Source organism: uncultured Streptomyces sp., assembly GCF_947488945.1.
GTDB lineage: Bacteria > Actinomycetota > Actinomycetes > Streptomycetales > Streptomycetaceae > Streptomyces.
Window position 1 is genome coordinate 221,600 of record NZ_CANLBS010000011.1, and the last position, 25,980, is coordinate 247,579.

Consider the following 25,980-nt stretch of genomic DNA (forward strand, 5'->3'; position numbering starts at 1 on the left):
CGCCGCACCACGGTCCGAGGGGCCCGCGCCGGTGACGGCGCGGACCCCTCGTGCGTGCCCGGAGGCTCAGACTCCTCAGAAACCGTGCCGACTGCCGCCGTCGACCGGCACCATGATCCCGGTCAGGTACGAGGCGGCGGGGGAGAGCAGGAAGGCGGCGGTCCGGCCGAACTCCTCCGGGGTCCCGTAGCGGCGCAGCGGGATGCGCGCCTCGTTCGCCGCCCGGGCCGCCGCGGCGTCGCCGGAGAGCGCGTCCAGCTCGCGGACCCGGTCGGTGTCGATGCGGGCGGGCAGCACCCCGACGACCCGGATGCCGCGCGGGCCGAGTTCGTCCGCGAGCGACTTGGCGAAGCCCGCGAGTCCGGGGCGCAGGCCGTTGGAGATGGTCAGTCCGGCGATGGGCTCGTGCACGGAGCCGGAGAGCACGAAACCGATGACGCCGCCCTCGCCGAGCGTCCCGGCGGCCGTCCGGGCGAGCCGGACCGCGCCGAGGAAGACCGACTCGAAGGCGGTCTGCCACTGCTCGTCGGTGTTGTCCGCGACGAGGCCGGGCGCCGGGCCGCCCACGCTGATGAGGATGCCGTCGAGCCGGCCGAAACGCTCCTTGGCGGCGTCCACCAGCGACCGGGCCGAGGCGGGGTCGGCGTTGTCGGCCACCAGCCCGACCGTGTCCGGCCCCAGCTCGGCGGCGGCGGCGGTCACGCGCTTCTCGTCCCGCCCGGTGATGATCACCTTCGCGCCGTCGTCCGCCAGCGCCCGCGCGGTGGCGTTGCCCAGCCCGCGGCTGGCCCCGGTGACGATGTAGACGCGGTCCTTCAGTCCAAGATCCATGGCCCTATCCTGCCGCGTCCCCGCCCGACAGGGCGACCGCGGTGTTCACCAGGCCGATGTGGCTGAACGCCTGCGGGTAGTTGCCGAGCTGGCGCCCCAGCGCCATGTCGTACTCCTCCGCGAGCAGCCCCACGTCGTTGCGCAGCTCCAGCAGCCGGGCGAACAGCTCCTCGGCGTCCTCGGCCCGGCCGGTGCGCAGCAGCGCGTCCGCCAGCCAGAACGAACAGACCACGAACGCGCCCTCGTCGCCCGGCAGTCCGTCCACCGACCGGCCCTCGGTGCTGTACCGGCGTACCAGCGGACCCTGGCCCAGTTCGTCGCGGACCGCGTCGACGGTGCCGATCACGCGGGGATCGTCCGGCGGCAGGAAGCCGGTGCGGACGATGAGCAGCGTCGAGGCGTCCAGCTCCTTCGACCCGTAGGACTGGGTGAAGGTGTTGCGGACCGGGTCGTACCCCTTGTCGCAGACCTCCGCGTGCACCGCGTCCCGCATCGCGCGCCAGCGGTCCGGGTCGCCGGGCAGCGACGGGTCGTCCTCCAGGGAGCGCACCGCGCGGTCGGCGGCCACCCAGGCCATCACCTTGGAGTGCACGAAGTGGCGGCGCGGGCCGCGGATCTCCCAGATCCCCTCGTCCGGTTCGCGCCAGCTCGACTCCAGGAAGCCGAGCAGGCTGAGCTGGAGGTTCCACGCGTGCGGCTTGTCGTCCAGCCCGGCGTCGCGGGCCAGCCGGAGCGCGTCGATCACCTCGCCGTACACGTCGAGCTGGCGCTGGCGCACCGCCGCGTTGCCGATGCGGACCGGCCGGGAGCCCTCGTACCCCGCGAGCCACGGCAGCTCCATCTCCGGCAGCCGCCGTTCGCCCGCCAGGCCGTACATGATCTGGAGGTCGGCGGGGTCGCCCGCGACGGCCCGCAGCAGCCAGTCCCGCCAGGCCCCGGCCTCCTCCAGATAGCCGGCCGACAGCAGGGCGCCGAGGGTCAGGGTCGCGTCCCGCAGCCAGCAGAAGCGGTAGTCCCAGTTCCGTACGCCGCCGAGTTCCTCGGGCAGCGAGGTGGTGGGGGCCGCCACGATGCCGCCGGTCGGCCCGTAGGTGAGCGCCTTCAGGGTGATCAGGGAGCGCAGCACCGCTTCCCGGTGCTTGCCGGTGTAGGTGCAGGCCGCCGACCACTTCGCCCAGTCGTGCAGGGTGTGCTTGAGCGCCTTGTAGGGGTCGATCAGTTTGGGGCGGTGCGAGTGCGAGGGGTGCCAGGTGAGCACGAAGGCCACCTTCTCGCCCTCGGTGACGGTGAAGGAGGAGCAGGTGCTGAACTGCTGGCCCCAGGTCTTCACCGGCGGATCGCTGCGCAGCCACACCGAGTCCGGGCCGGCCACCGCCACCCGGTGCCCGTCCGAGCGGCGCATCCACGGCACCACCGAGCCGAAGTCGAACCGCAGCCGCAGCACCGAGCTCATGTCGACGGTGCCGCTGACCCCCTCCACGATCCGCATCAGGTCGGGCGACTTGTCGCGCTGCGGCATGAAGTCGGTGACCTTGACCGTGCCGGTACGGGTCTCCCAGAAGGTCTCCAGCACCAGCGAATCGCCCGCGTAGCCGCGCCGGGTGCAGTTCTCGGTGCTGCCGGCGCCCTCCGGTGCGATGCGCCAGTGGCCGTTGTCCTCGTCGCCGAGCAGGGCCGCGAAACAGGCGCCCGAGTCGAAGCGGGGCAGGCAGAGCCAGTCGACAGAACCGTTCCTGCCGACCAGCGCGGCAGTCTGGAGATCGCCGATGAGGGCGTAGTCCTCGATACGTGGAGTCACCAGGGGCGTGTTCCCGAACGGGAGGGATGTTAAGCAGCCTCGATACGACTACGCGGGTGCGCCGACCGGCTCCCCGGCCGCGCCCGCGGCCTCCTTCGCGGCGGCCTCCGCCCGGTCGCGCTTCTCGCGCCGGGCCAGGACCACGTAGCCGACCGGCACCGCGGCGGCGAACAGCCACCACTGGACCGCGTACGCCATGTGGGGACCGATCGAGCCGTCGTCGGGGGCGGCGATCTGTTCGGGGGAGCCGTCGGACGGCACCGGGGCGGTCTGCTCGATGTACCCGCCGAACACCGGGCGGCCCAGGAGGGCGGACTGCTGGGCGCTGTTGATCAGCATGACCTGGCGGTCCGGCAGCCCCTTGAGGTCCTTGATGCCGCTGCTGCCGCTCGTCTCGTCGGCCTTCAGCCGCCCGGTGACCGTGACGCGGCCCGCCGGGGCGGCCGGGACGTCGGGGAAGGCGCTCTGCGAGGCCGCGGCCGGGACCCAGCCCCGGTTGACCAGGACCGTCCCGCCGCCGGTCAGCCTCAGCGGGGTCAGCACGTGGACGCCGATCCGGTCGTCGTCCGAGGTGCGCCGGCGCACCACCACCTCGTGGGCGGTGTCGAAGGTGCCGGTCGCGGTGACCGTGCGCCAGTAGTCCTCGCGCGGCACCGTGTGGCCGGGGGAGGTCAGGCGGTCCACCGGGACCGGGGCGGCGTCCAGGTTCCGCGAGATCAGCGCGTTCTGCGCGACCTTGTGCTGGTGGCGGTGCAATTGCCAGAAGCCCAGCTCGACCATGGTCGGGATCAGGACCAGGGCGAGGAGGGCCAGGATCACCCACTGCCGGGTCAACAGGAAGCGGTACACCCCATGACGGTACAACCGGGGTCATGGGGTGCGTCACGGTGGGGTCGGCCCCGCGGGTCCGGGTGGCCCGTCACACTTTGTCCACGATGCCCGTCCTCCCCTCCGCGCGGGCGCAGTGCCCGCCGCAGTACCAGTGGCCGTCCACCTCGACGCCCTGCCCGATCACCTGCACCCGACAGTGCTCGCAGATGGGCGCCATGCGGTGGATGGCGCAGGCGAAGCAGTCGAAGACGTGCACCGCACCCTGGGCATGGACCTCGAAGGACATGCCGTAGTCGTTCCCGCAAACTTCACAACGTGCCATGCGCCACAGGGTGGGACGCGCGCCGCCGGGGGGCGAGCGGCCGCCGGGCGAGTCGCCGCCGGTTCACTCCGATGCAGGGGGTCCGGCCGGTGCCACGTCCCTCAGCAGATGGGTGAAGGCCGCCTCGTCCACCACCGGGGTGCCGAACGACTTCGCCTTCAGCGTCTTCGACGTCGAGGCGTGCGGATCGTTGGTCACCAGCAGGCTGGTGAGCCGCGACACACTGGTCGCCACGTGCAGCCCCGCCTCCACCGCCCGGTCCTCCAGCAGTTCACGCTCGACCGAGGTGTCCCCGGAGAACGCCACCCGCATCCCCTGCCGCAGCGGCCGGTCCGGGTGGTAGCGCCCAGGGTTGGGGTAGGGGCAGGCCGGGCGCTTGCGGGCGGGCCGCCAACTCGTGCGCGGGTACGTCGCCTGGTAGCCGATGCGCGGCGCCACCGGGGAGTCGGACCACTCGGCGAGCGGCAGGCACTCCAGCAGCGGCAGCCGCACCCCGTCGCGGGCCGCGTGGTGCAGGCTCGGCCGGAAGGCCTCCGCCAGCACCCGCGCGTCGTCCAGCGCGTGGTGGGCGCGTCGCTGCTCCACGCCGAAGTGGGCGGCGAGCGTCGCCAGCTTGTGGTTGGGCAGCGGCAGCCGCAGCTCCTTGGCCAGCGCGATGGTGCACAGCCGGTGCTCCACCGGCGCGGTCACCCGCGCCCGCGCGTACTCACGGGCGATCATCGACCAGTCGAACGCGGCGTTGTGCGCGACCAGCACCCGGCCCGCGAGGTACGAGGAGAACTCCTCGGCGATCTCCGGGAAGAGCGGGGCGCCCTCCAGCACGTCGCTGGTGAGCCCGTGGATCCAGACGGGGCCGGGGTCGCGCTCCGGGTTGACCAGCGTGTACCAGTGGTCCTCGACGTCGCCCACGGCGTTCAGCCGGTAGACGGCCGCGGAGATGATCCGGTCGTCCCGGGCGAGGCCGGTGGTCTCCACGTCGACGACCGCGTACCCCTGGGGGTAGGCGGCCGGCCACGGCGCTGCAATCTGACGGTCGTCGAGCATGGTCACAGAGAATACGGGCCGCCGCCGACAGCCCACCGTCCGCCCGTCCCCGCGGACGGCGCGCACGGCTCGCGCGCCGCGCGGACCGGACCTCCGCGCGCCCCCAGGAACCGAAGGGACCGGTTCCCTGGCCATCGGCGTCCCGAACGGTCCACGCAGCGGCCGCATATGGCGGAAGGTGACAAAAACAACTGACGCCGCGTCTCACATACTTGTTGGTAACAACGTCTGTCGGCGGGCCGCCCCGCACCTCTACGGTCGTCGCATGGAGCCGAACCTGCCCGATGTCGTGCTGTGGTCCATACCGGCCTTCGTCCTGCTCACCGTCGTCGAGATCGTCAGCCACCGCCTCCATCCGGACGAGGACGCCGCCGGGTACGACGCCAGGGACGCCGCCACCAGCGTCACCATGGGGCTCGGCTCCCTCGGCTTCGACCTGCTGTGGAAGCTGCCGATCGTCGCCGTCTACACCGCGGTGTACGAACTCACCCCGCTGCGCGTGCCGGTGGTCTGGTGGACGGTGCTGCTGATGCTGCTCGCCCAGGACTTCCTCTACTACTGGTCGCACCGCGGCCACCACGTCGTGCGCATCCTGTGGGCCTGCCACGTGGTCCACCACTCCAGCCGGAAGTTCAACCTCACCACCGCCCTGCGCCAGCCCTGGACCTCCGCCACCGTCTGGCCGTTCTACCTCCCGATGATCGCCTGCGGGGTCCACCCGGCCGCCCTCGCGTTCTGCCAGTCCGCCAACCTCGTCTACCAGTTCTGGGTCCACACCGAACGGGTCGGCAGGCTGCCCCGGCCGGTCGAGTACGTCCTCAACACCCCTTCGCACCACCGGGTCCACCACGCCTCCCAAGGCGGCTACCTCGACCGGAACTTCGGCGGCATCCTGATCCTCTGGGACCGGTTCTTCGGCTCCTTCGCCGCCGAGACCGAGCGCCCCGTCTACGGCCTCACCAAGAACATCGACACCTACAACCCGCTGCGCGTCGCCACCCACGAGTACGCCGCCATCGCCCGCGACGTCCGGGCCGCCGACGGATGGGGCGAGCGGGCCGGCCGGATTTTCCGCGGCCCCGGCTGGCAGCCCGCGGACCGCCCGGACCGGGCCGCCGCCCCCGCCACGGCCGTCTCCGCCCCCGCCGCCCCCGCCACGGCTGTCCCCGCCCCCGGCGCCCGGACCACCGGATGAGCCTCCGCCCGGCCGCCGACCGCCCGGCCGCCGGCCGTCCGCGCGCACGGGCCGCCCGCGCGCTGCTCACCGCCTTCCTGCTCGTCTCGCTCGTGGACCTCCTCGGGGTGCTGGTCCCCGTCGAAGGCGCCCACCTCGTCGCCAAGCCGCTCCTGATGCCGCTGCTCGCCGGATACGCCGTCGCCCGGCGCGCCCCCCGGCTGCTCGTCGCCGCGCTCTGCTTCGGCTGGGGCGGCGACCTGCTGCTGCTGGCCGACGACGACCTCGCCTTCCTCGTCGGCATGGCCTCCTTCGCCGCCGGCCACGTCTGCTACCTGCTGCTGTTCGGCCGCCGCCCCGTCTCCCGCGCCGCCGGCGCCGGGTACGCCGTGGTCCTCGCCCTCTTCCTCGCCGCCCTCTTCGGCGACCTGCCGACCGGGCTGCGGGCGCCGATGGCCGGGTACGGGCTGCTGCTCGCCGCCATGGCCTGGCGCTCCGGTGCGCTCGGGCCGTACGCGGCCGCCGGCGGGGCGCTCTTCCTGCTCTCCGACGGACTGATCGCGGTCGGCGTCGCCGGGTGGACGCCCCCGCCCGCCCACGACTTCCTGGTCATGCTCACCTACCTCGCCGCCCAGTTCCTGCTGGTCACCGGGGCGCTCCGCACCCCGCGGGGTTCGTCGGCGGTGCGCCCGGCGTACGGTGAAGGGCGTACCAGCATCTGAGACCGCACCACCGAGAACGGCAGGACCCCCGCATGCGCGCCACCGTCATCCAGGCCCCCCACGACATCCGGGTGGAGGAGGTCGCGGACCCAGAGATCCGGCGGGCCACCGACGCGGTGGTGCGGGTCGTGCGGGCCTGCGTCTGCGGCAGCGACCTCTGGGCCTACCGCGGCGAGTCCGCCCGGCAGCCGGGCCAGCGCATCGGCCACGAGTTCCTCGGCGTCGTCGAGGAGGCGGGCGCCGAGGTGCGCGGCTTCGCCCCCGGCGACCTGGTGGTCGCCCCCTTCGTCTGGTCCGACGGCAACTGCGCCTACTGCGCCGAGGGGCTGCACACCTCCTGCCCGCAGGGCGGTTTCTGGGGGTCGGTCGGCTCCGACGGCGGCCAGGGCGAGGCGGTGCGGGTGCCGTTCGCCGACGGCACCCTGGTGAAGCTGCCCGCCGGCGCGGCCTCCGACGACCGGCTGCTCACCGCGCTGCTGGCGCTCTCCGACGTCCTCGGCACCGGCCACCACGCGGCGGTCGGCGCGGGCGTCCGCCCCGGCTCCACCGTCGCCGTGGTGGGCGACGGCGCGGTCGGCCTCTGCGGCGTGATGGCCGCCAAGCGGCTCGGCGCCGAGCGGATCATCGCCCTCGGCCGGCACACCGCCCGCACCGACATCGCCCGGCTGTTCGGCGCCACCGACGTCGTCGCCGAGCGCGGCGGGGCCGCGGTCGACGCGGTGCGCGAGCTGACCGGCGGCGAGGGCGCGCACGGCGTCATCGAGGCCGTCGGCACCGAGCAGTCGATGCGCACCGCGGTGGGCATCGCCCGCGACGGCGGCTCCATCGGCTATGTCGGCGTCCCGCACGGCAGCGGCACCGGGCTGGACCTCGGCGAGATGTTCAACCGCAACATCGCGCTGCGCGGCGGAGTCGCCCCGGTGCGCGCGTACATCCCCGAACTGCTGCCCGACGTCCTGGACGGCACCATCGACCCGTCGCCCGTCTTCGATCTCACCGTCGACCTCGACGGGGTCCCGGCCGGGTACGAGGCGATGGACGACCGCAGCGCTCTCAAGGTGCTCATCAAGCCGTGACGCCGGCGCGCCCGGCCGTGACGGGACGACGGGCCGCTCATGACGGGAGGGCCGGGAACCCGTCGGATTCCCGGCCCTCCCGTCGCAGCGCGCGAGCCCTCTAGTAGCGGACCGCGTCCAGCGCGTCGATCACACCGGCTCCGTAGAAGCCGTTGTACTGCTTGCCGCCCTCGCACACCGCGTCGATCGCGCCGTCGGCGTCGATGTCGTACGGCGCGCCGCAGGCGGTGGCGTCCGCCTCCAGCGCCAGCAGCGCCTTCACCGCGGCCGGCGAGGCGTACGGGTGCTTGGACTTGATCAGGGCCACCACGCCGGCGACGTGCGGGGACGCCATCGAGGTGCCGGCCTTGTAGCCGTAGCCGCCGCCCGGCAGCGTGGACAGGATCAGCCCGCTGGTGGCCGGCGCGTCCGGGGTCTGGTACCGGGTGGAGTCGCCGCCCGGCGCCGCCACGTCGACGGTGCCGTAACCGTAGTTGGAGTAGGAGGACTTGAGGCCCTTGGCGCCGGTCGCCGAGACCGTCACCACGCCCGGCAGCATCGTCGGGGTGTCCAGGCACACCTTCGGGTCGATGACCCGGTCCACCGGGGTGGTGTCGTTCGGGCTCGTCGAGTCGGCGATCTCGTCGGCCGCCAGGTCGTCGCCGGCGTTGCCGGCCGCCGCGACGTTCACCACGCCCTTGCGCTCGGCGTACTTCGTGGCCCGCGCGAGCGCTTCGACCAGCGCGCCCTGGTCGGGGTCGTTCTTGCAGTTGTAGAGCCAAGGGTCGGTGTAATAGCTGTTGTTGGTCACGTCGACACCGTGGTCGGCGGCCCACAGGAAGCCGCAGACGACCGCCTCGGTGTAGAAGAACCCGTCCGGGTTCGACACCTTGATGCCGGACACCTTCACGCCGGGCGCGACGCCGGTGACGCCGACCCCGTTCTTCGCGGCGGCGACGGTACCCGCCACGTGGGTGCCGTGGTCGCTCTCGCCGGCCGCCGGGCGCCAGGAGCCGGCGGTGGTGTCGGGAGCGCCCGAGACGCAGTTGACGGAGGCCTTGGCGTCGAAGTTGGGCGCCAGGTCCGGGTGGGTGTCGTCCACGCCGGTGTCGATGACCGCCACGGTCACCTTGGAGCTGCCCAGCGACACGGCGTGGGCCTTGTCCGCCTTGATGGCGGGGAGGTCCCACTGCAGGGGCTCCAGCGGGTCCTGTCCGGCCGCCGCCTCCGCGGCTGCCTCCTGGGCCTCGGCCGCCGACAGCGGCTGCGCCATCGCGCCCACGTCGGTGGTCGACTGGGGCACGATCGGGTTGGTGCGGGTCGCACCCGCCGACTCCACCCCGCGCACGCGCCGGACCGTCTCCCCGAACGCCGGGTTCGTCGAGTGCACGACGATGACGCCGATCTGGTCGTACGTGGTGACGATCTGTCCGCCCGCGGCGGTGATCGCCTTCTTGACCTGCTTGACGGTCCCCGGACCGCCGGTGGTGTTGACGACGTAGGAGAGGAGCGGGCCGACCTCGGCCGCGGCGGCCGGCCCGGCCGCGGGGGCGGCGGAGGCGGTGGCCGCCGGCAGGAAGCCGAGCGAGGCGGTGAGCGCGAGTCCGACGGGCATCGCGAGTGCGCGCGTACGTCTGGAAGCCAGATGAGCCATGGGTTCTCCACATCATCCGTGTCAGCCGGTCGGACACCTGGCGTGTCCGGTCGGGTACATGACGAGTGAAACTAGCGCCGATCATGGTGCCGCATCAACGTTTTCCGGCAAATGAGTTCGAAGGGTGACGCTGTGCGGGTGATGGCCGGCGGGTCAGCCGGGGAAGCCCGAAGCGGGGGTGAACCGCTTCGTCGCGGGCTCCGTGCCGTTGTCAGGGGGAGCCCGTACCGCCGCCCGCGCGGCGCCGAGGACCCCGTACGACAACCGACCCGCCAGCGCACCCGCATTCCGAGGAGATTCCGTGGCCACCGACGCACCGCCGCCCGAGGGCGGTACGGACCCCAGCCGGGCCCAGCCCACGACCGAGGCCTTCATCGAGGTGCAGGAGGGCGCGGAATTCTCCGACCTGCGCCGCGCGCACCGGTCGTTCGCCTTCCCCCTGACCGTCGCCTTCGTGAGCTGGTACCTGCTGTATGTGCTGCTCTGCAACTACGCCGGTGACTTCATGGCCACCAAGGTCGTCGGCAACATCAACGTGGCGCTCGTCCTCGGCCTCGCCCAGTTCGCCACCACGTTCCTCATCGCCTGGCTGTACTCCCGCCACGCCAACGCCAAGCTCGACCCGAAGGCCGCGGCGATCAAGTCCCGTATGGAGGCCGACGCATGAGCGCCGCGCACGCGCACCCCGCCGTCCAGCTCGCCGCCGAGGGCGCGAGCGAGCACCGGCCGCTGATCATCACGCTGTTCGCCGTCTTCGTCGTCGCGACCCTCTTCATCACCGTCTGGGCGGGCCGTCAGACCAAGAGCGCCGCCGACTTCTACGCCGGCGGGCGCCAGTTCACCGCCTTCCAGAACGGCCTCGCGGTGTCCGGCGACTACATGTCCGCCGCGTCCTTCCTCGGCATCGCCGGCGCCATCGCCCTCTTCGGCTACGACGGCTTCCTCTACTCCATCGGCTTCCTGGTCGCCTGGCTCGTGGCCCTGCTCCTGGTCGCCGAACCGCTGCGCAACTCCGGCCGCTACACGATGGGCGACGTCCTCGCCTACCGGATGCGCCAGCGCCCGGTCCGCACCGCCGCCGGCGTCTCCACCATCGTGGTCTCGATCTTCTACCTGCTGGCCCAGATGGCCGGAGCGGGCGTCCTCGTCTCGCTGCTGCTCGGCATCACCAGCGACGGCGGGAAGATCGCCATCGTCGCCCTGGTCGGCGTGCTCATGATCGTCTACGTGACCATCGGCGGGATGAAGGGCACCACCTGGGTGCAGATGGTCAAGGCCGTCCTGCTCATCGCGGGCACCCTGCTCATCACCTTCCTGATCCTGCTGAAGTTCCACTTCAACGTCTCCGACCTGCTCGGCAGCGCCGCCTCCAACAGCGGCAAGGGATCGGCGTTCCTGGAGCCCGGCCTCAAGTACGGCGCGACCGGCACCTCCAAACTGGACTTCCTCTCCCTCGGCATCGCCCTGGTGCTCGGCACCGCCGGCCTGCCCCACATCCTCATCCGCTTCTACACGGTGCCCACCGCCAAGGCCGCCCGTAAGTCCGTGAACTGGGCGATCGGCATCATCGGCGCCTTCTACCTGATGACGATCGTGCTCGGCTTCGGCGCCGCCGCCCTGCTCAAGCCGGACGACATCATCGCCTCGAACAAGGCGGGCAACACCGCGGCCCCGCTGGCCGCCCTGGAGATCGGCGGCGGCTCCGGATCCACCGGCGGCGCCATCCTGCTCGCGGTGATCTCCGCCGTCGCCTTCGCCACGATCCTCGCCGTCGTCGCCGGGCTGACCCTCGCCTCCTCCTCGTCGTTCGCCCACGACATCTACGCCAACGTCATCCGCAAGGGGAAGGCGTCCGAGAAGGAGGAACTGCGCGCCGCGAAGTGGGCCACCGTCGCCATCGGCATCGTCTCCATCGCGCTCGGCGCCATGGCCCGGGACCTCAACGTCGCCGGACTCGTCGCCCTCGCCTTCGCGGTGGCCGCCTCCGCCAACCTGCCGACGATCCTCTACAGCCTGTTCTGGAAGAGGTTCACCACGCAGGGGGCGCTCTGGTCCATCTACGGCGGCCTGGCCGCCTCCGTCCTGCTGGTGCTGTTCTCGCCGGTCGTCTCCTCCAAGCCGACCTCGATGTTCCCTGGCGTCGACTTCGCCTGGTTCCCGCTGGAGAACCCCGGACTGATCTCCATCCCGCTCGGCTTCCTGCTCGGCTGGGTCGGCTCGCTGCTCTCCAAGGAGAAGGCGGACCGGGGGAAGTACGCCGAACTGGAGGTCAAGTCCCTGACCGGCGTCGGCGCCCACTGATCCGCGCGTGCGGGCGGCGGGACGCACCCGCCGCCCGCACGGCCCCGCGCCGCACGCCCCGGCCCGGTCGCGTCGTACGGTCCTACGATGCGACCGGGCCGTATCTCGTGGCTCTCGGTCCGCGGGGCCGGCACCGGACTCGCGTACTCTCGGAAGAGTCAGCAACCGCCAACGCGGAACACAACGGGGGAGGGGGCCCGGAATGCTCATCGACACCTACGGCAGGGTCGCGACCGACCTGCGCGTCTCCTTGACCGACAAGTGCAACCTGCGGTGCACCTACTGCATGCCCGAAGAGGGCCTTCAGTGGCTCGGCAAGAGCGAACTGCTCAGCGACGACGAGATCGTCCGCCTGATCCGCATCGCCGTCACCTCCCTGGGCATCACCGAGGTCCGCTTCACCGGCGGCGAGCCGCTGCTGCGGCCCGGCCTGGTCTCCATCGTGGAACGCTGCGCGGCCCTGGAACCCCGCCCCCGCATGTCGCTCACCACCAACGGCATCGGGCTCAAGCGCACCGCCGCCGCCCTCAAGGCCGCCGGCCTCGACCGCGTCAACGTCTCGCTGGACACCCTGCGACCCGACGTCTTCAAGACCCTCACCCGCCGCGACCGCCACGGCGACGTCCTCGACGGACTCGCCGCCGCCCGCGAGGCGGGACTCACCCCCGTCAAGGTCAACACCGTCCTGATGCCGGGCCTCAACGGCGACGAGGCACCGGAACTGCTCGCCTGGGCCGTGGCCAACGACTACGAACTCCGCTTCATCGAGCAGATGCCGCTGGACGCCCAGCACGGCTGGAAGCGCGACGGAATGATCACCGCGGGCGACATCCTCGCCCAGCTCAGGACCCGCTTCACCCTCACCGAGGAGAGCGACGCGAGCCGCGGCTCGGCGCCCGCCGAACGCTGGACCGTCGACGGCGGCCCGCACCGCGTCGGCGTGATCGCCTCGGTCACCCGCCCGTTCTGCGCCGCCTGCGACCGCACCCGCCTCACCGCCGACGGCCAGGTCCGCACCTGCCTCTTCGCCCGCGAGGAGACGGACCTGCGCGCCGCGCTGCGCGGGGACGCGCCGGACGAGGAGATCGCCCGGCTCTGGCGGCTCGCGATGTGGGGCAAGAAGGCGGGCTCCGGCCTGGACGACCCGTCCTTCCTCCAGCCCGACCGCCCGATGTCCGCGATCGGCGGCTGACCCGCCGTCGCCGCGCACGACCGGTCGCCGGTCAGCGCGCCCCGGCGGCGGTGTCGTCCCACTCCGCGAGCGGCACGACGTCCTTGAGGAAGCCGCGCACGCCGAGGAACGACGACAGGTGCTCCCGGTGCGCCTCGCAGGCCAGCCACGTCTTGCGCCGGTCCGGGGTGTGCAACTTCGGGTTGTTCCAGGCCAGGACCCACTCCGCCTCCGCGCGACAGCCCTTGGCGGAGCAGATCGGGGTACCGGCGGCGGACTCGGCGGGGGTCTCGGGGAAGTTCACGCACTCCACCCTAAGGGCTTTCCCACCCCGGCCCGGCCGGGGAGGCATCGGGTCGCGCGCTCGGGCCGCGGGGTGGTCACGCGGTGAAAAAAACGACGCCGGGCAGCCACGGGGGGAGCTGCCCGGCGTCGGTCCGTCGCTCCGACGGGGGATGCGGAGCGCGTATGAAGTATGGCACGCGGCCCCCGGCGCGGTGCACCGGAACGGCACGATTGATCTGAGGTTTCCCTGCGCTTTGCCGGGCTCCGGGATCAGCCGTCACCGTGCGGATACCGCTCGCGACCACCCGTGCCGGACTCCGTCGGCGCGTCCGTCCGCAGGTCGGTCCGGGGCGCCTCCAGAGCGGGCAGCACGGGTGCGGTCACGAACGTCGAAGGAAGCGAAGGGGCGTTCTCCCGGCCCGCGTTGGCGATGACGACCGCCACGTACGGCAGCAGCAGCCCCAGCCCGAGGCAGACGAACGACACGTGCCGCTCGACGTTCCAGAGCACTGCGGCGAGCACCACGGCGAGCGTCCGGACCGACATCGAGATGACGTAGCGCCGCTGCCGGCCCCGCACGTCGTCCGCCAGCCCCTGCCGGGCTCCCGTGATGCGGAAGACCTCCGTACCGCCCCGCTTGCGCCCCATGTTCCACCGCCCGCTCGCCTGCCGGACGCTTCCCCGGCCCGGACCGCTCCTTACGGTACGCCCGCCGGCCGCCGGGAACGAGACCGGGGTGCGCCGGGACACCCCCGCGCCCACGGGCCGTCCCCGTACGGCTCTGTCCGACATGCGCGGTACATCCACTTGTTCGAGACTGGGCGGACATGCGCAGAACGCGCCACGAGGAGGCGACATGAGCTGGTTGTGGGCGATCATCGTGGGACTGGTGCTCGGTCTGATCGCTAAAGCGATCCTGCCGGGCAAGCAGGACATCCCACTCTGGCTGACGACCGTGTTCGGCATCATCGGCAGCATCCTCGGCAACGCCGTCGCCGGGTGGATCGGGGTCGAGGACACCAAGGGCATCGACTGGATCAGGCACCTGCTCCAGCTCATCGGCGCCGTGGTCGTCGTCGGGGTCGGCGACATGATCTGGCAGTCGATCCGGGGCGGCAGAAGCAGGCAGCGCACCTGACCGGCACGCAAGACGGCCGCGGCCGGGAACGCGAACGGCGTTCCCGGCCGCAGCCGTCTCCTGACGTGCGGGCCCCGCGGCGTCAGCCGGCGACGACCTCCACGGCCGCCAGGTTCTTCTTCCCGCGCCGCAGCACCAGCCACCGTCCGTGCAGCAGCTCGCCGGCCTCCGGGACCGCCTCGCCGTCGGTGACCTTGACGTTGTTCACGTACGCGCCGCCCTCCTTGACCGTGCGGCGGGCGCCCGACTTGCTCGGCGCCAGACCCACCTCGACCAGCAGGTCCACCACCGGGCCGAGCGCGTCGACCCTGGCGTGCGGCACCTCCGAGAGCGCAGCGCCGAGCGTCGCCTCGTCCAGCCCGCCCAGCTCGCCCTGGCCGAAGAGCGCCTTCGACGCCGCCACGACCGCCGCGCACTGTTCGGCGCCGTGCACCAGCGTCGTCAGCTCCTCCGCCAGCGCCCGCTGCGCGGTCCGTGCCTGCGGACGCTCCTCGGTCGCCTTCTCCAGCTCCTCCAGCTCCTCGCGGGAGCGGAAGCTCAGGATGCGCAGGTAGGTGGAGATGTCCCGGTCGTCGACGTTCAGCCAGAACTGGTAGAACGCGTACGGCGTGGTCATCTCCGGGTCGAGCCAGACCGCGCCGCCCTCGGTCTTGCCGAACTTGGTGCCGTCCGCCTTCACCATCAGCGGCGTCGCCAGCGCGTGCACCTCGGCCGAAGGCTCCAGGCGGTGGATCAGGTCGATGCCCGCCGTGAGGTTGCCCCACTGGTCGCTGCCGCCCTGCTGGAGGGTGCAGCCGTGCCGCCGGTACAGCTCCAGGAAGTCCATCCCCTGGAGCAGCTGGTAGCTGAACTCCGTGTAGCTGATGCCCTCCTGCGACTCCAGCCGACGGGCGACCGAGTCCTTGGTCAGCATCTTGTTGACCCGGAAGTGCTTGCCGATGTCCCGCAGGAACTCGATCGCGGACAGCCCCGCGGTCCAGTCCAGGTTGTTCACCATGACCGCGGCGTTCTCACCCTCGAAGGACAGGAACGGCTCGATCTGCGCCCGCAGCCGCGACACCCAGAGCGCGACCGTCTCCGGGGAGTTCAGCGTGCGCTCGGCGGTGGGACGGGGGTCACCGATCTGACCGGTGGCCCCGCCCACCAGCGCCAGCGGACGCAGCCCCGCCCGCTGGAGCCGGCGCATGGTGAGCACCTGGACCAGGTGCCCGACGTGCAGGCTCGCCGCGGTCGGGTCGAAGCCGCAGTAGAACGTGACCGGGCCGGCCGCGAGCGCCTTGCGCAGGGCGTCCTCGTCGGTGGACTGGGCGAAGAGCCCGCGCCACTTCAGCTCGTCGACGATGTCCGTCACGATTCTCGTGTCTCCTCGGATGTTGCGTACAGACCTCCGACGAGGTTATACGCCCCGGCTCACCGAACTCATCCGGAAATCCGGCACCCGCAGCGCGGGCATCGCGGCACGGGTGAACCAGTCGCCCCACTCGCGCGGCAGCGTGGGCTCCGTACGCCCCGCCTCGGTGGCCCGGGACAGCAGGTCCACCGGCGATTCGTTGAACCGGAAATTGTTCACCTCGCCGACCACCTCGCCGTCCTCCACCAGGTACACCCCGTCCCGCGTCAGGCCGGTCAGCAGCAGCGTCGCGGGGTCCACCTCCCTGATGTACCAGAGGGACGTCAGCAGCAGCGCCGGGCCCTTCGTCGCCGCCACCATCTCGTCCAGCGACCGCTCCCCGCCGCCCTCCAGCAGCAGGTTGTCGATCGCCGGGGCCACCGGCAGCCCGGTCACCCCCGCCGAGTGACGGGTCGTGGTCAGCCGCTCCAGCCGGCCCTCCCGCACCCAGTCCACCGGGGCCAGCGGCAGCCCGTTGTCGAAGACCGACCCGCCGTCGCCCGACGCGTGCGCGATCACGAACGGCGCGCACTCCAGCCCCGGCGCGTGCGGGTCGCTGCGCAGCGTCAGCGGCAGCGGGGACAGCCGGTCGCCGAGGCGGGTGCCGCCGCCCGGCACGGAGAACACCGTCCGACCCTCCACCGCGTCCCGGGCGGTGGACGACCACAGCTGGTAGATCAGCAGGTCCGCCACGGCCGTCGGCGGCAGCAGCGTCTCGTACCGCCCGGCCGGCAGCTCGACGCGCCGCTCCGCCCACGTCAGGCGGCGCGCCAGCTCCGCGTCGAGCGCCGCCGGGTCCACGTCCTTGAAGTCACGGGTGGCCCGGCCGGCCCACGCGGACTTCGTGCGGTCCGGCGACTTCGCGTTGAGCTCAAGCGTCCCGTTCGGCTGGTCGTGCCGCAGCCGCAGCCCGGTCGAGGTACCCACGTACGTCGAGGTCATCTCGTGGTGGGCGAAGCCGTACAGCTCCCGCCCCCCGGACCGGGCGCGGGCGAACGCGTCGCCCAGCGCCGGCGCGAAGTCGGCGAACACCTCCGGGCCGGTGGTGGCCGGCGCGTCCCCGAAGTCCGGCGACGCCTCCACCCCGGTGACCAGTGGCTGCGCGTCCTCGGCGGGGCCCGCCGCGCGGGCGGCCGCCTCGGCCGCCCGCACCAGCGGCTCCAGCTCCCCGGCGGTCACCGCGGAACGCGTCACCACGCCCGACGCGGCGCCCTCGGCGCCGTCGACCGTCGCGATCACGGTCAGGGTCCTGCCCCGGGTCACCCCGTTGGTGGTGAGCGAGTTCCCCGCCCACCGAAGGTTGGCCGAGGACGTCTCGTCGGCGATCACCACGCACCCGTCGGCGGTGGACAGCGCGAGCGCCCGCTCGACGATCTCGTACGGCTTGCTGACGCGGCTCATCGCCCGGCCTCCTGCGTCGTGTTCAGGATGTTGACGCCCCGGAAGAGGGCGGAGGGGCAGCCGTGCGAGACCGCCGCGACCTGGCCCGGCTGGGCCTTGCCGCAGTTGAACGCGCCGCCCAGCACGTACGTCTGGGGGCCGCCGACCTGCTCCATGGACCCCCAGAAGTCGGTGGTCGTCGCCTGGTACGCGACGTCCCGGAGCTGACCGGTCAGCCGGCCGTTCTCGATGCGGAAGAACCGCTGCCCGGTGAACTGGAAGTTGTACCGCTGCATGTCGATCGACCAGGACCGGTCGCCGACCACGTAGATCCCGTTCTCCACCCCGCCGATCAGGTCCTCGGTGGACAGCCCGCCGGGGTCCGGCCGCAGCGACACGTTCGCCATCCGCTGGACCGGGACGTGCCCCGGCGAGTCCGCGTACGCGCACCCGTTGGAGCGGCCGAGGCCCGTCAGCCGCGCGATGCGGCGGTCCGTCTGGTAGCCGACGAGCGTCCCGTCCTTGACCAGGTCCCAGGACTGCGCCTCGACGCCCTCGTCGTCGTACCCGATCGTCGCCAGCCCGTGCTCGGCGGTGCGGTCGCCGGTCACGTTCATCACCGGGGAGCCGTACGTCAGCTTGCCGAGCTGGTCGAAGGTGGCGAACGAGGTCCCCGCGTACGCCGCCTCGTAGCCGAGCGCCCGGTCCAGCTCGGTCGCGTGGCCGATCGACTCGTGGATGGTCAGCCACAGGTTCGACGGGTCCACCACCAGGTCGTACGTGCCGGCCTCGACGCTCGGCGCCCGCATCTTCTCGGCCAGCAGCTCCGGGATCCGCTCCAGCTCGGCGTCCCAGTTCCAGCCCGTGCCGGTGAGGTACTCCCAGCCCCGGCCGGCCGGCGGCGCGATGGTCCGCATCGAGTCGAACCCGCCGCTCGCCCCGTCCACCGCCACGGCCGTCAGCTGCGGATGCACCCGCACCCGCTGCTGGGTGGTGACCGTGCCGGCCGTGTCCGCGTAGAACTTGTTCTCGTGAACGGTGGTCAGCGACGCGTCGACGTGCGCCACCCCGTCCGCCGCGAGCAGCCGGCCGCTCCACAGGGCCAGCAGCCCCGCCTTCTCCGCGTCCGGCACCTCGAACGGATCGACCTCGTACGAGGACACCCAGGTGCGCTCGCCGTGCACCGGCTCGTCCGCCAACTCCACCCGCTCGTCGGAGCCGGAGGCGGCGATCACCTTCGCGGACAGCTTCGCCATGGCGACGGCCTGCGAGGCGACCTTCGCCGCCGCGTCCATCGTCAGCTCCACGCCGGAGGCGAACCCCCACGCCCCGCCGTGCACCACCCGCACCGCGTACCCGAGATCCGTGGAGTCCGACGCGCCGGACGGCCGGCCGTCCCGCAACCGCAGGGACGCGCCCCGCACCCGCTCGAACCGGAAGTCGGCGTGGGCCGCCCCGAGCGCACGCGCCCGCGCCAGCGCCGCGTCGGCGAGCGCGCGCAACGGCAGGGCCAGGAACGACTGATCGATGTCATGGGCCACGGGCGGCCTCTCCTCTGGTCACTCGGATCACGTGCCGGGATCGCCCCCCGGATCGCGTACGAGGCAGTGAAGCACGGCGGGAGGCGGCGGGGGGAGGGGAGAGGGGGCGGGCGGGATCCGCGTCGGCGCCGCGGGTGCCAGGGAGGAAGGGCTGACCGCCCACGCGCCGGGGGCGGTCCTCCGACACGGCGGCTCCCGGCCGCCGCGTACCGGACCGGACCGCGCGGCCCGCTGTAGGAACCCGACAGTGCCGTGGGGGAGCCACTGTCGGAGGCCGATTCCTCGATCCACGGACGGTACCGATAGGTTTTCGGCGTACCAAACCGTCAAGGAAAGGGTGATCCGTTGAGCCGCTCGGTTCTCGTCACCGGAGGAAACCGGGGCATCGGCCTCGCCATCGCCCGCGCCTTCGTCGAAAACGGCGATCAGGTCGCGATCACCTACCGCTCCGGAGAGCCGCCCCGCGAACTCACCGACGGCGGCGTCCTCGCGGTCCGCTGCGACATCACCGACGCCGAGCAGGTGGAGCAGGCCTACAAGGAGATCGAGGAGAAGCACGGTCCCGTCGAGGTGCTGGTGGCCAACGCCGGTATCACCAAGGACCAGTTGCTGATGCGGATGTCCGAGGACGACTTCACCTCGGTCGTGGACACCAACCTCACCGGCACCTTCCGCGTGGTCAAGCGCGCCAACCGCGCGATGCTGCGCGCGAAGAAGGGCCGGGTCGTCCTGATCTCCTCCGTCGTCGGCCTCCTCGGCTCGGCCGGACAGGCCAACTACGCGGCCTCCAAGGCTGGTCTGGTCGGCTTCGCCCGGTCGCTGGCCCGCGAACTCGGCTCGCGCAACATCACTTTCAACGTCGTCTCGCCCGGGTTCGTCGACACCGACATGACCCAGGTGCTCACCGAGGAGCAGCGCAAGGGCATCGTGTCCCAGGTGCCGCTGGGCCGCTACGCGCGGCCCGACGAAGTCGCCGCGGCCGTGCGGTTCCTCGCCTCGGACGACGCGTCGTACATCACTGGAGCCGTCATCCCCGTTGACGGCGGATTGGGCATGGGTCACTGATCACCATGAGCGGAATTCTCGACGGCAAGCGCATCCTCATCACCGGGGTGCTGATGGAGTCGTCCATCGCGTTCCACACCGCGAAGGTGGCCCAGGAGCAGGGCGCGGAGATCATCCTCACCGCCTTCCCCCGGCCGACGCTCACCGAGCGCATCGCCAAGAAGCTGCCCAAGCCCGCCAAGGTCATCGAGCTGGACGTGACCAACCAGGAGCACCTGGACCGCCTGGAGGGCCTCGTCCGCGACGAACTGGGCTCCCTCGACGGTGTCGTCCACTCGATCGGCTTCGCCCCGCAGGACGCCCTCGGCGGCAACTTCCTGCAGACCCCGTTCGAGTCGGTGGCCACCGCGATGCACGTCTCGGCGTTCTCCCTGAAGTCGCTCGCGATGGCCTGCAAGCCGCTGATGACGAACGGCGGTTCCATCGTCGGTCTCACCTTCGACGCGCAGTTCGCGTGGCCGCAGTACGACTGGATGGGCCCGACGAAGGCGGCGCTGGAGGCCACCTCCCGCTACCTCGCCCGTGACCTCGGCAGCGAGAACATCCGCTGCAACCTGGTCTCGGCCGGCCCGCTCGGCTCCATGGCCGCGAAGTCCATCCCCGGCTTCGGCGACCTCGCCAAGGTCTGGGACACCCGCTCGCCGCTGGCCTGGGACATGGCCGACCCGGAGCCCGCCGGCCGGGGCGTCGTCGCCCTGCTCTCGGACTTCTTCCCGAAGACGACGGGCGAGATCGTCCACGTCGACGGCGGCGTGCACATGATCGGCGCCTGACCCGCCGGCTCCACCCGTCGGCCGCGTACCGCGCGCACCGGATTTTTCCGGGCGGTACGCGGCCGACGCGCGTCCCGGAGCCCCCGGCCCCGCCGCCCCGGGTCGAAAGTCCGGCCCGCCCCCCGCAGAATGTGGAGGAACCGGACTCTGGTCAGGCTGCGGGGAGGTGATCGCTGTGCGCTCCATACGCCCGTTCTGGACCCTGCCGACGGCGTCCCTCGCCGTCGCCGGACTCCTCACCTGCCTCGGTACGTACGCGGCGGGCGACGCCGCCCCGTCGGGACGACCGGTCGCCGCACGGGCCGCGCCCTCCCCGGAGCCCGCCGGAGCGGAATGCCGCACCACCGTCCACGGCTCGCTGGTCGTGGCGTACTGCCACAACGCCTACCCCTCCGTCGACCGGGTGCGCCTGCACACCGAGTGCGGCCGCTGGTGGGACGTGGACGCCGACGGGCCGCCGGTGGCCGTGGCGCCCGGACGGACGGTCCGGCTCACCGACCGCTGCTGGAAAGAGGTCGCCTCGGCCTGGGTGAGCCACGCGAGGACCTGAGAGGGCCGTCCCGCCGGTGTGCGCGGCGAGGGTGCGGGCGGGGTGTCCGCGTGCGAGCCACGCCCTCGACTGCGTCGCGGCCCGTCAGACCTGGTCCGCGACGCAGTCGAGGGCGTGGCTCGCCGCCTCGGACGCGGCGGTCTCCGCGTCGCCCGCCCGGATCGCCTCCACCAGCCGCGCGTGGTCCATGTGCTTCTCCGGCCGCAGTTCCGGGCCCACGTCGCCGCGCAGGTAGTCCCGCAGCACGTCGCCGAGGTCCGCGTACAGCTCGGTCAGCACGTCGTTGTGCGAGGCGGCGACCACCGCCAGGTGCAAGGTGGCGTCCGCGGCCACGAAGGCCTCCGCGTCGCCCGCCGCCCAGGTCTCCTCGCGCCGGGCCATCAGCGCGTCGAGCTGCCGCATGTCCCGCTCGGTGCGGCGGGAGGCCGCCAGCCGGGCCGCCGCCGACTCCAGCGTCGAGCGCAGCTCCGCCACGTGCCGGGGATCGGCCGTGGCGAACCTGCGGTGCATCACGCCGGCCAGCTCGCTCGTGGCGACGACGTAGGTCCCCGACCCCTGCCGGATGTCCAGCAGACCGTTGTGCGCCAGCGCCCGGACCGCCTCGCGGACCGTGTTGCGCGCCACCCCGAGCTGTTCCACCAGGGCGGGCTCGGTCGGGATGCGGGAGCCGACCGGCCACTCGCCCGAGGTGATCTGGTTCCTCAGCTGGGCGATCACCTGGTCGGCGAGAGCCGACCTCCGGGGGGACGTCAGCGCCATGGTGCACCTTCCTCGCATGTTCGGTCCGGGATGACCGGGGACCTCGGGTCCGTCGTCGGCGAGGGACCTCGGCGCCCGTGTCGTACGCGGGGGCGTGGGCCGGATTCTCGCAGGGAGGCGGGGGACGGGGGAGTACCGGCCTCCGCGGGCCCCCGGCCGGCCGTGCGCGCGACTGGACAACCAATCATCCCATGATTCTATGATGGGCGTCATGGATGACGAAACGACGACCGTGCGCCGGCCCCCGGCTCCTGCCGCCCATGGTTCCTCGGCCGGCCCGGCGCAGCCCGCCGCGTCCGAGGGCCGCAAGGCCGCCGTCCCCGCCGGGCTCATGGCGGTCGGTCTCGTACTCGCCGCCGTCAACCTCCGCCCGGCCATCACCAGCCTCGGCGCGCTGCTGGAGGAGGTCCGTGACGCCCTGCACATGAGCGGCAGCGTCGCCGGACTCCTCACGTCGGTGCCGCCGCTCTGCTTCGCCGTCTTCGGGGTCATGGCACCCCGTCTCGCCCGCCGCTTCGGCCCTGGAGCCGTCGTGTGGGCGGGGATGGCCGCCATCGCGGCCGGACTGCTGATCCGGCCCTTCGTGGGTTCCACCGCCGGGTTCCTCGTCGCAAGCGCCCTCGCCCTGATGGGCATCGCGGTCAGCAACATCCTGCTGCCGGTCATCGTCAAGCGCTGGTTCCCGGACCGCGTCGGCTCCATGACCGGCCTGTACTCCATGGCGCTCGCGCTCGGCACCGCGCTCGCCGCCGCGTTCACGGTCCCGCTGGCCGGGGCGCTGGGCGGCTGGCAGGGCGGCCTGGGGATCTGGGCCGTCCCCGCGGTGGTCGCGCTGGTGCTGTGGTCGCGGTTCGCCCGCCGGCCGCGCGACGGGGCGCCCACCGGCTCCGCGGCCGCGCAGGCGCCGTCGGCTCCCCTCCGGATCACCCGCAGCCGGACCTCCTGGGCGCTCGCCTGCTTCTTCGGCCTCCAGGCCACCGCCGCCTACATCACCATGGGCTGGATGCCCCAGATCTTCCGGGACGCCGGTGTCTCCGCGGGGACCGCGGGCGTGCTGCTGGCGGTCACCATGGCCATGGGCGTTCCGCTCGCCTTCGTCATCCCCCGGGCCGCCGCCCGGATGCGCAGTCAGGGCCCGATCGTCGTCTTCCTCGGCCTGTGCGGCCTCGCGGGGTACGCCGGCCTCTACCTCGCCCCCGCGGGCGGCGCGTGGGCCTGGGCGCTGCTGCTCGGCATCGCCAACTGCGCCTTCCCGCTCGCCCTCACCATGATCGGGATGCGCGCCCGCTCCGGCGCGGGCGTCGTCCGGCTCTCCGCGTTCGCGCAGTCCACCGGCTACCTGATCTCGATCCCCGGCCCGCTGCTGATCGGCGTGCTCAACGACGCCAGCGGCGGCTGGGGGCTGCCGATCGCGCTGATGGCGGGGCTGATGATTCCCCAGATGGTGGCGGGTGTGCTGGCGGGACGGCCCCGGACGATCGAGGACGAGTGCTGAGATGCGAGACTGGGCCCATGCCCGTCCTCGACCCGAACCCCCAGAACGGTCAGAAGAAGCTGCTCCTCGTCCTCGGGGCCATGCTCGTCATCACCGTGATCATCAGCGTCATCGCCACCATCGCCTCCCCGTGAACACCCTCTGAGCACCCCCGCCCCCCGGTCGGGGGTGGGGCTGGCCCCCCTGTCCCCTAGGGGACAGGCCCAGGGTCGCGTGGGTGGCTTACCGGATGGGCCCGCGCCCGCTTCCTCCGTAGATTCCAGGTAGTCGAACCGATGACCTGTGGAGGCGGACATGCCGGCCCCTGTGTACCCCCGGACGCCCCCGGACCCCGGGCCGGCCGGCGCGCGGCTGCCCTGGTGGGCGGTGGCGCTGCCCGTCGTCGCCTTCGCCGTGCTGCTCGTCGTGGTGAGCGACCCGGAGCAGGCGCAGGCCGCCTCGGGCCACCCCGCGGCGGGACGCCTGATCGAACGCGCGATCGCGCTGCTGTCCCCGTGAGGCCGGTCCGGTGCGTCCCGCTCCCGTCGCTCCTCCCGCACCGGCCGTCCCGTCCGGGCGCGCGTCCGTCACCCGCCCGGTCACGCCTCCGCGTCCCTCCCGGTCACGCGTCCGTCACCGCTCCGGGTGAGCCCGTCAACACCCTGCGCCCGGGGCCGCGATTCGTGCGAAGCTGAAGAGCATGAGCGTCGACACACCTCGCAGGATCGTTCTCCTCCGGCACGCGAAGGCCGAATGGTCGCAGGCCTCCGACCACGAGCGACCGCTGGCCGAGCGCGGGCGCACGGAAGCGCCCGTGGCGGGCAGCAGGCTCGCCCAGATCGGGTTCGACTTCGACCTGGCCCTGTGCTCGACCGCCACCAGGACGAGGGAGACCTGGAAACTGGCGGTCCACGAGTTCGCGGAGCGCCCCAGGACCGTGTACGAGGAGCGGCTCTACGAAGCCTCGCTCGGCGAACTGATCGCCCTTTTCAACGAGACGCCCGACGATGTCCGCAACCTTCTCGTGGTCGGCCACAACCCCGGCATGCATGGGGCCGCAGACGCCCTGGCGGGCCCGTCCGACGGCGCCTTGCTCGCGCGGATGCGCAAGGACGGCTTCCCCACCGCCTCCTTCGCCGTGCTGGAGTTCCCGGGCGCCTGGAAGGACGTGGAGCACGGCTCCGGCAAGCTCGTCTCGTACTGGACCCCGAACGACTGACCGGGCCCGCCCCCTGCGCCCCGGTGGCTGTCCAGGCTCCGGGGCGGTGAGCCGCGAGACCCCCGGCGCCTCGGGCGCCGGGGGTCTCGTCGTACGCGGAGGGGCGTTCGGGCGCGGCGCGGGTCAGCCGGTCAGGCCGTCCGCCGCCTCGACCTCTTCACGGGTGATGCCGAGCAGATAGAGCACGGTGTCCAGGAACGGCACGTTCACCGCGGTGTGGGCGGCCTCCCGGACCACCGGCTTGGCGTTGAAGGCGACCCCGAGACCCGCGGTGTTCAGCATGTCGAGGTCGTTCGCGCCGTCACCGATCGCCACGGTCTGCGACAGCGGGACCCCCGCCTGCTCGGCGAAGCTGCGCAGCAGCCGGGCCTTGCCCGCCCGGTCCACGATGTCCCCGGTCACCCGGCCGGTGAGTCTGCCGTCCACGACCTCCAGGGTGTTGGCGGAGGCGAAGTCCAGCCCCAGCCGCTCCTTGAGGTCGTCGGTGACCTGGGTGAACCCGCCCGAGACCACGCCCACCTGGTAGCCGAGCCGCTTCAGCGTACGGATCAGGGTGCGGGCGCCGGGGGTGAGCCGTACCTCGGAGCGCACCTTCTCCACCACCGACACGTCGAGCCCCGCCAGCAGTGCCACCCGGGCGTGCAGCGACTGCTCGAAGTCCAGCTCCCCGCGCATCGCCCGCTCGGTCACCGCGGCGACCTCCGCCTCGCACCCGGCGTGCGCGGCGAACAGCTCGATGACCTCGTCCTGGATGAGGGTGGAGTCCACGTCCATCACGACCAGCCGCTGCGCCCGCCGGCTCAGCCCGGCCGACATCACCGCGACGTCCACGCCGATGCCCGCCGCCTCGACGGCCAGCGCGGTGCGCAGTTCCTCGGTGCCGGTGCCCGACACCGCGAACTCGACCGCGGTCACCGGGTACTTCGCGAGCCGGAAGATGCGGTCGATGTTGCCGCCGCTCGACGTGATCCTGGCCGCTATGGCGGCCGTCGACTCCGCGGTGAGCGGGTTGCCGAGTACCGTCACGTGCGAACGGCCGTCGCCGCGCGGGCGGTTGTCGCCGGTGCCGGAGATGATCTCGGCCTGTAGTTTCAGCGACTCGGCCCAACTGTGCACGGTCGCGCGCAGATCTCCCTCGGAGGTGCCGCCCGCGGTCGGCGCGGTGACCAGCGCGCACAGCACGATGCGGCCCCGCGTGACGACCTGTTCGATGTCGACGACGTCCACGGAGTACGCGGCGAGGGTGTCGAAGAGCCCGGCCGTGATGCCCGGCCGGTCCTTCCCGAAGATCTTCACCAGAAGAGTGGGGGAATCGCCGCCCGCAGCGGGTCCGGCGGACTCGGGGGACGGCGAGGACGGCGAAAACGGCGACGGCGGAGATGGCTGAGATGCGCTCATGGTGGTCCCACCGTATCGGTCGGGCCCACGCGCCCGGCGTGGTGTCCCGGCCATCGGACACGGCGGGGCCGACGCGGGCCCCCGTCCCGGCCGTGACCTGCGGCC

General features: G+C 72.6%; 27 protein-coding genes. 14 read left to right on the top strand and 13 right to left on the bottom strand.

Annotation, left to right across the window (positions count from 1 at the left end):
- Positions 1–75 precede the first annotated feature (75 nt).
- The 5 genes from Q0994_RS19705 to Q0994_RS19725 all read right to left on the bottom strand — a co-directional run bounded on the left by Q0994_RS19705 (position 76) and on the right by Q0994_RS19725 (position 4,832).
- Positions 76–831, bottom strand: a complete 756-nt coding sequence (locus tag Q0994_RS19705; RefSeq protein WP_299536663.1) for an SDR family oxidoreductase — start codon at positions 829–831, stop codon at positions 76–78.
- Between the two features lie 4 nt (positions 832–835).
- A complete protein-coding gene (locus Q0994_RS19710; protein WP_299536665.1) occupies positions 836–2,629 on the bottom strand; it encodes a glycoside hydrolase family 15 protein in 1,794 nt (597 codons plus the stop codon).
- A 48-nt stretch (positions 2,630–2,677) separates the two neighbouring features.
- Positions 2,678–3,478 (bottom strand): SURF1 family protein, encoded by an 801-nt coding sequence (locus Q0994_RS19715; RefSeq protein WP_299536668.1) that lies wholly within the window; start codon positions 3,476–3,478, stop codon positions 2,678–2,680.
- Positions 3,479–3,548: 70 nt separating this feature from the next.
- Positions 3,549–3,782, bottom strand: a complete 234-nt coding sequence (locus Q0994_RS19720) for a hypothetical protein (protein ID WP_299536670.1) — start codon at positions 3,780–3,782, stop codon at positions 3,549–3,551.
- 63 nt (positions 3,783–3,845) lie between these two features.
- On the bottom strand, positions 3,846–4,832 hold the full coding sequence (locus tag Q0994_RS19725) for a DEDDh family exonuclease (protein ID WP_299536672.1): 987 nt from the start codon (positions 4,830–4,832) through the stop codon (positions 3,846–3,848).
- 259 nt (positions 4,833–5,091) lie between these two features.
- Here Q0994_RS19725 and Q0994_RS19730 point away from each other — a divergent pair, with 259 nt between their 5' ends.
- From Q0994_RS19730 to Q0994_RS19740, 3 genes are read left to right on the top strand one after another with little or no spacing between them, the layout of a single operon-like run.
- Positions 5,092–6,021, top strand: a complete 930-nt coding sequence (locus Q0994_RS19730) for a sterol desaturase family protein (RefSeq protein ID WP_299536674.1) — start codon at positions 5,092–5,094, stop codon at positions 6,019–6,021.
- Entirely contained in the window at positions 6,018–6,722 is a 705-nt protein-coding gene (locus tag Q0994_RS19735) for a lysoplasmalogenase (RefSeq protein ID WP_299536675.1), read from the top strand. Before Q0994_RS19730 ends, Q0994_RS19735 begins: the two co-directional genes overlap by 4 nt.
- Before the next feature lie 32 nt (positions 6,723–6,754).
- The gene (locus tag Q0994_RS19740) at positions 6,755–7,798 is read left to right on the top strand and encodes a zinc-dependent alcohol dehydrogenase family protein (RefSeq protein ID WP_299536678.1); all 1,044 of its coding nucleotides are present in this window, start codon (positions 6,755–6,757) and stop codon (positions 7,796–7,798) included.
- Positions 7,799–7,898: 100 nt separating this feature from the next.
- On the opposite strand, the gene Q0994_RS19745 is transcribed toward Q0994_RS19740, so the two are convergent.
- Complete coding sequence (locus tag Q0994_RS19745; RefSeq protein WP_299536680.1) at positions 7,899–9,431, bottom strand: S8 family serine peptidase; 1,533 nt, start codon at positions 9,429–9,431, stop codon at positions 7,899–7,901.
- Between the two features lie 301 nt (positions 9,432–9,732).
- Between Q0994_RS19745 and Q0994_RS19750 the strand changes: the two genes are divergently transcribed.
- From Q0994_RS19750 to moaA, 3 genes are all read left to right on the top strand, one after another.
- Positions 9,733–10,098: a DUF485 domain-containing protein gene (locus Q0994_RS19750; RefSeq protein WP_299536682.1), complete on the top strand. Its 366-nt coding sequence runs from the start codon at positions 9,733–9,735 to the stop codon at positions 10,096–10,098.
- A complete protein-coding gene (locus Q0994_RS19755) occupies positions 10,095–11,732 on the top strand; it encodes a cation acetate symporter (RefSeq protein ID WP_299536684.1) in 1,638 nt (545 codons plus the stop codon). The genes Q0994_RS19750 and Q0994_RS19755 overlap by 4 nt, the downstream gene beginning before the upstream one ends.
- A 202-nt stretch (positions 11,733–11,934) precedes the next feature.
- Complete coding sequence (moaA, locus tag Q0994_RS19760; protein WP_299536686.1) at positions 11,935–12,924, top strand: GTP 3',8-cyclase MoaA; 990 nt, start codon at positions 11,935–11,937, stop codon at positions 12,922–12,924.
- A gap of 31 nt (positions 12,925–12,955) precedes the next feature.
- On the opposite strand, the gene Q0994_RS19765 is transcribed toward moaA, so the two are convergent.
- Both Q0994_RS19765 and Q0994_RS19770 read right to left on the bottom strand, forming a co-directional pair.
- Complete coding sequence (locus Q0994_RS19765) at positions 12,956–13,207, bottom strand: hypothetical protein (RefSeq protein ID WP_299536688.1); 252 nt, start codon at positions 13,205–13,207, stop codon at positions 12,956–12,958.
- A gap of 251 nt (positions 13,208–13,458) precedes the next feature.
- Complete coding sequence (locus tag Q0994_RS19770) at positions 13,459–13,836, bottom strand: DUF3099 domain-containing protein (RefSeq protein ID WP_299536691.1); 378 nt, start codon at positions 13,834–13,836, stop codon at positions 13,459–13,461.
- A gap of 208 nt (positions 13,837–14,044) precedes the next feature.
- Between Q0994_RS19770 and Q0994_RS19775 the strand changes: the two genes are divergently transcribed.
- Entirely contained in the window at positions 14,045–14,326 is a 282-nt protein-coding gene (locus Q0994_RS19775) for a GlsB/YeaQ/YmgE family stress response membrane protein (protein ID WP_299536693.1), read from the top strand.
- Positions 14,327–14,408: 82 nt separating this feature from the next.
- On the opposite strand, the gene tyrS is transcribed toward Q0994_RS19775, so the two are convergent.
- From tyrS to Q0994_RS19790, 3 genes are read right to left on the bottom strand one after another with little or no spacing between them, the layout of a single operon-like run.
- Positions 14,409–15,677, bottom strand: coding sequence for a tyrosine--tRNA ligase (gene tyrS, locus Q0994_RS19780; RefSeq protein ID WP_299536696.1), 1,269 nt, complete (start codon positions 15,675–15,677; stop codon positions 14,409–14,411).
- Between the two features lie 45 nt (positions 15,678–15,722).
- Positions 15,723–17,117, bottom strand: a complete 1,395-nt coding sequence (locus Q0994_RS19785; protein WP_299536699.1) for a metallopeptidase TldD-related protein — start codon at positions 17,115–17,117, stop codon at positions 15,723–15,725.
- A complete protein-coding gene (locus Q0994_RS19790) occupies positions 17,114–18,637 on the bottom strand; it encodes a TldD/PmbA family protein (protein ID WP_299536701.1) in 1,524 nt (507 codons plus the stop codon). Before Q0994_RS19790 ends, Q0994_RS19785 begins: the two co-directional genes overlap by 4 nt.
- 345 nt (positions 18,638–18,982) lie before the next feature.
- Here Q0994_RS19790 and fabG point away from each other — a divergent pair, with 345 nt between their 5' ends.
- The 3 genes from fabG to Q0994_RS19805 all read left to right on the top strand — a co-directional run bounded on the left by fabG (position 18,983) and on the right by Q0994_RS19805 (position 21,025).
- On the top strand, positions 18,983–19,702 hold the full coding sequence (gene fabG / locus Q0994_RS19795) for a 3-oxoacyl-[acyl-carrier-protein] reductase (RefSeq protein ID WP_299536703.1): 720 nt from the start codon (positions 18,983–18,985) through the stop codon (positions 19,700–19,702).
- Between the two features lie 5 nt (positions 19,703–19,707).
- Complete coding sequence (gene fabI / locus Q0994_RS19800) at positions 19,708–20,475, top strand: enoyl-ACP reductase FabI (RefSeq protein WP_299536705.1); 768 nt, start codon at positions 19,708–19,710, stop codon at positions 20,473–20,475.
- A gap of 175 nt (positions 20,476–20,650) precedes the next feature.
- Positions 20,651–21,025, top strand: coding sequence for a hypothetical protein (locus Q0994_RS19805; RefSeq protein WP_299536707.1), 375 nt, complete (start codon positions 20,651–20,653; stop codon positions 21,023–21,025).
- Positions 21,026–21,109: 84 nt separating this feature from the next.
- On the opposite strand, the gene Q0994_RS19810 is transcribed toward Q0994_RS19805, so the two are convergent.
- Positions 21,110–21,784: a FadR/GntR family transcriptional regulator gene (locus tag Q0994_RS19810; protein ID WP_299536710.1), complete on the bottom strand. Its 675-nt coding sequence runs from the start codon at positions 21,782–21,784 to the stop codon at positions 21,110–21,112.
- A 211-nt stretch (positions 21,785–21,995) separates the two neighbouring features.
- On the opposite strand from Q0994_RS19810, the gene Q0994_RS19815 reads away from it, so the two are divergent.
- The 4 genes from Q0994_RS19815 (at position 21,996) to Q0994_RS19830 (ending at position 24,477) form a co-directional block, all read left to right on the top strand.
- On the top strand, positions 21,996–23,279 hold the full coding sequence (locus Q0994_RS19815) for an MFS transporter (protein ID WP_299536712.1): 1,284 nt from the start codon (positions 21,996–21,998) through the stop codon (positions 23,277–23,279).
- 17 nt (positions 23,280–23,296) lie between these two features.
- Positions 23,297–23,413 (top strand): SGM_5486 family transporter-associated protein, encoded by a 117-nt coding sequence (locus Q0994_RS19820; RefSeq protein ID WP_299536715.1) that lies wholly within the window; start codon positions 23,297–23,299, stop codon positions 23,411–23,413.
- A 160-nt stretch (positions 23,414–23,573) separates the two neighbouring features.
- Positions 23,574–23,777, top strand: coding sequence for a hypothetical protein (locus tag Q0994_RS19825; RefSeq protein WP_299536718.1), 204 nt, complete (start codon positions 23,574–23,576; stop codon positions 23,775–23,777).
- A gap of 181 nt (positions 23,778–23,958) precedes the next feature.
- Complete coding sequence (locus tag Q0994_RS19830) at positions 23,959–24,477, top strand: histidine phosphatase family protein (protein WP_299536721.1); 519 nt, start codon at positions 23,959–23,961, stop codon at positions 24,475–24,477.
- 123 nt (positions 24,478–24,600) lie between these two features.
- Here the strand turns inward: Q0994_RS19830 and serB are convergent, their stop codons facing one another.
- Positions 24,601–25,875: a phosphoserine phosphatase SerB gene (gene serB, locus Q0994_RS19835; RefSeq protein ID WP_299536724.1), complete on the bottom strand. Its 1,275-nt coding sequence runs from the start codon at positions 25,873–25,875 to the stop codon at positions 24,601–24,603.
- Positions 25,876–25,980 lie beyond the last annotated feature (105 nt).